This is a genomic window from Streptomyces sp. MBT65, assembly GCF_016612545.1.
GTDB lineage: Bacteria > Actinomycetota > Actinomycetes > Streptomycetales > Streptomycetaceae > Streptomyces.
The window spans coordinates 1-4510 of the sequence record NZ_JAENRY010000457.1; the positions used below are offsets into that span (position 1 = coordinate 1).

Sequence of the window (4510 nt, forward strand, 5' to 3'; positions counted from 1 at the left end):
GGCCGGGGGCGTCGAGGGCGGGCGGAGCGAGTGGGTCGTCCCGTTCGGCTGCGGGGTCGACGGGGTCGGGGCGCATGAGGCTGAGCGGGTAGTGCTCGACGAGTTCCCCGACGTCGCCCTCGGACCTGATGCGCAGCAGGCGTCGGCCGGAGACACCGCGCCAGGTGCGGTGCGCGGCCCGCTTCACCCAGGCGGAGGCGCCGGTGCCGGTCTTCGGTTCGCGGGTGTCGGTGACCTCCAGGGTGAGTCGCATCCGGTAGCGGGTGACGTACTCGGCGTGTGCCTGGGTCGTCGTCGCGGTGGCGATCCGTACGCTGCCCTCGGACTGGTTCTGGGCGGCGGTCTGCTGGGTGGAGCCGACCTCGGCGTACGTCGGTCCGGCCATCCGCACGGTGTCGTTGCCGGTGTGCGCGCCCTGGGTGACGGTGGTGCCGATGCTGGCGCCGGAGGCGCGGCCGCGGCCCTCCTGCGTGGTCTCCGCGGCGCTCCGGTGCTCCTCGAACTCCACGCTGTGGCCGAGGCCGCCGAAGCCGCTGCCGTCCGGTGCGGGCCTGTCGACGGGCACCTTCACCGGGATCAGTTCGGCGCGCGCCCGTACCTTGCGGCTGCCGACCCACAGGTTGGCGGTGGACGAGCCCCAACGGCCCACGCGGGCGGGCACGGAGGAACTGCCGCCGGTCATCTCCTTGCCGAGGGCGCGCACGACGCGTTCCGACATCAGCCGGTGCACCGTGTCCCGGTCGCTGGACGTCAGTCCGAGCGGCCTCAACTGCCGGTCGAAGTCGTTGAGTACGGTCGCGGTGTCGAGCGCGGTGAGCGGGAAACTGCCGAACGGGTTGTCCAGGAGCCAGGGTTGGGGCGACCACCGGCGCCGGGTGTAGAGCGGTACGTCGCCCCAGCGGTCCCGGAGCAGTCCCATCCGGTAGGCGCTCTTCTCCGGGACGTGCCCGACCCAGCCGTCGTTGACGAGGACCCGCCGCCCGGACGCGCCGGCGAGCCAGCGGGGCAGCCGCCGTATGCCCGTCGCGCGTTCGCCGACGAGGGTGGAGGTGGCGGCGATCTCGTGGTCGACGTCGGCGGTGACGAGGACCTGCCGGCCCTGGTCCTTGCGGTTGATCTCGGCGAGCGCGGTCCGGGAGACGGCCCGGAAGCGGGACTTGTCGAGGCGGTAGGGGCTGGCGACGAGGCCGTAGTTGCCGGTGGTCCCGGTGCCGGTGTCGTGCGAGTGGAGGTAGACGAGCTGGCCGCCGAAGAACAGCGTGCTGGTGCTGGTGTGGCGTCCCGAGGCCTGGGTGGCACCGCCGATGGTCGTCTCCGCCTCGATCGGGATGGCGCCCGTCACGGCGGTGAGGCTGCCGGGGCGCAGGCGGCTGCGGTGGGCGAGGACCGAGGAGCGGTCCAGGTAGGGTGCCTTCGCCCACAGCCCGGAGGCACGCCAGCCGGTCGGGGCGGACGACTGGTCGAAGTTCGCGGTCAGGAACTGGCTCTGGAACACGCGCAGGGCCGCGTCGTGGACGGGGGCGCCCTGGTGGGTCAGCATCCAGGAGTTGCCCGACGACTCCTTGAGGACGTCCTCGGCGGCCCGGCCGAGGGCGGGGTCCGCGACGACCGCGAGGGTCAGGTACGGGTGGCGCCGGTACTCCTCGCGGCCCCGGCGGCCGGCCCGCTCGAACAGGCCGCGCCTGGCGAGCGCCAGGTCCCGCGCGGCCTGCCCGGTGGTCGCGAGGGGCACGCCGTGCAGGGGGTGGTGCGGGCGTGAGGTGTCGCGGGCGGGCGTGTGCTCGACGGGCACGCCGAGCAGCACACGCCCGACGGAGGGCCCCTTCGTGACCGGCCCGGAGCCGGCCGGGCCGATGAGGTTCTGCTCCCGCTCGGTGAAGACGAACGGCCGCGTGCCGAGCAGGTTGAGGAAGAGGACCCCGCGCAGCAGGCCGCGGAACCGGCGGAAGCCGCCGCGCCGCGCGGTGAGGGTGACCTCGTAGCTGTACAGGTGGGTGCCCTTGGTGCCGATCGACATGGCCTCGTGCGTGGCGGCGGCCCCGTAGCCGCTCTCCGAGTCGGTACGGCCGCCCCAGCGCACGCCCAGGGAACCGGTGCCCGCGTGCAGCGGGCCGCCCGCGCTGTCGGTCGCCGCGTCCCGCAGCGACAGCAGCCCCTCCGCGCCGATGTGCGCGCCGCGCGCGCTGTTCTGCCGCCCGCCGAGGTTCTCGCTGCCGGGTGCGCTGAACCGCAGCCGCAGGTCCTTCTGGGTGCCCTCGAAACGCCGGTCGGTCAGGGCGGCGTCCACCCACACGTACCGGTGCGCGCGGGTGGTGCGGCGGGAGTCGACCAGGGAGATCCGCAGCCCCGAGGTCATCATCGTCTCCAGGTTGCCCGCCATGCTGTGGAAGGCGAGGGTGTTGAGCACCTCCAGGGTGTTGGAGACCGCCATCTGGAAGTGGTCGGCGTTGCGCCAGCGGGGATTGGCGGGATCGAGTTCGGACAGCGGCGCGACGAGGTCGGGGTAGGCGCGCGCGACCTCTTCGAGGACCTGGTCGCCGAAGTGGTCGAGGAACGTGCGGTCCTCGCCGTCGATGTTCCGTACGTAGGAGCCGTCGGCGAACGTGAACTCCTCGACCCTGCTCATGCCGAGGGTGGGCGGCGAGTCCTGGGTGAGGTACGGCGGCACCCTGGGTGGAGTGCCCGGCGCGGGGCTCGCCTCCCCGGCGAGGCGGCGGGCCTCGGTGCGGGTGAGCCGTTCCACGGCCCAGGTCTGGAACGTCCGGGTCCGCGGTGCCTCGCTCCAGGTCCGCGGCGGGTTCTTGCGCAGTTTGCCGGGTGTCGAGCTCGCCTCGTCGCGTCTGCGGTCGGGCAGCGGTGCCTTGGTGTCGGGCGGTGCGGTGACCGTGACGGTCTTCTGGACCAGGTAGAGACCCGTGGGGTCGCCCTTGGCCTGCCCGGCGGACTTCACGGCGCCGGTTCCGCCGGTGACGGAGGCGCGGTTGCGGGAGGCGCCGTAGCGGAAGTTGAGACCGGCGAGGATCCGCAGGTCGAACTTGCCCTGGTCGATGCCGAGAAGTTGGAAGGCGGGTCCGAGGGCGCCGCCGATGTCGACGCCCGAGGACCGGCCGGTGGTCCGCTCGTTGCGGACCGTCGTCTGGGAGATGTCCCGGAGTTCGGCGGCGGTGGTCTCGTTGATGAGGACGGCCTCGCCGGGCTCCACCCGGACCGAGAAGACACCGAGCGGTTCGCGCCCCGCGTCGTCCTTGAACAGCGGCGGCGAGGTGACCGTCCCGGCCGCCATGACGCGGCTCATGCGGTGGAATCCGTCGGTGGAGAAGAATGAGTTGATCTGCTTGCCGGCCATGCTGTCCGTGTCGGTGCCGATCTGCTGGAGCGCCCAGTCCCGGATGTGGGCGACGGGACCGAAGCTCTCCGTGTTCATCATGCGGTAGTGGGAGCCGCGGTCGAGCCGCATCCGCGGGGGCAGCCGGTCGGCGGGCGGCTTGGGCCGGGTGAGGCTGTCGGCGATGCGCACGAACAGCCCGTCCCTGACGGCGAAACCGAAGGCGACCTGAGCACGTGTGCCGGACCTGGGCCGGATCGCCTTGCCGGTCCGGTCCACGGGGCGTCCGGCCGGATCGGTGACCTTGAACTCGTACCAGACGTCGTCGAGATGGGCGTGCGAGCCGTCGGTCGTGCGGGTCTCGTTCTGGTTCACGACGAGGTTCTGCAGGTTGTACTCGACCCGCTTGGTCCACGAGAACTGCGCGAAGACCCGTCCCCAGGGCGCGAACAGGGTCTTCACCGGTCCGAGCGGTGCGGTGGGCGCGAGGGAGGTCGACGTGCTGTTGACGGCGACCCGGCCGGTGAGCGCGGTGTTGCGCTGCATCGTGTCGATCTTCACGGGGTTGGCGTAGCCGAAGGTGAACCTCTCCCACTGCCCGTACGGTCGGGCCGTGACCGTGAGAATTCGCGACTTGCCGTCCACCGTACGGTAGTTGAACTGCTGCCCATCGCCGAAGAAACCGCTCGGGTTGTGGACGAGGGCGTGTCGTACGTCGTCCAGGAGCCCGTCGCCTGCACGGTTGCCGCCGGGGCGCGCGGGACGGGGGCGGACGCCGGGCGGTTGCCGGAGGTTGAGGTCGAGCTGCTCGACGACGCGGTCGGCGCCGCGCAGGACGCGGTCCCCCTGGCCGAGGGTGTAGGAGCGGCGCAGCAGATTGCGCGGCAGCCCGCGCAGCAACTCGCCGATGCCGCCCATGTAGACGGGCAGTTTGGCGCCGTCGGTGAACGACGCGGGTCCTCCGCCGCTGTACGGCGCGGGCGGCAGGTCGAGGTCGACGCGCGGCGGCCGACGCGAGTCCAGGTCGTGCACCACCCAGGTCGGCCCGGGCGCGGCGGGCTTCTTGACGGGCGGTGCGATGAACTCGGCTTCGGCGTCCTCGTCGATGGGTTCGAGCGGAGAGGTACGGCGGTTCGGCGGGGGGCCCTTGCGGGGCGGGCGCTGCCGACGGGGCTTCTCCGGGGG

Annotated in this window: 1 protein-coding gene; it reads right to left on the reverse strand. The window is 72.6% G+C overall.

Going from position 1 to position 4510, the window contains the following annotated elements:
• A partial coding sequence (locus JHN63_RS47965; RefSeq protein ID WP_200691434.1) for a hypothetical protein occupies positions 1-4510 on the reverse strand: 4510 nt, incomplete at both ends.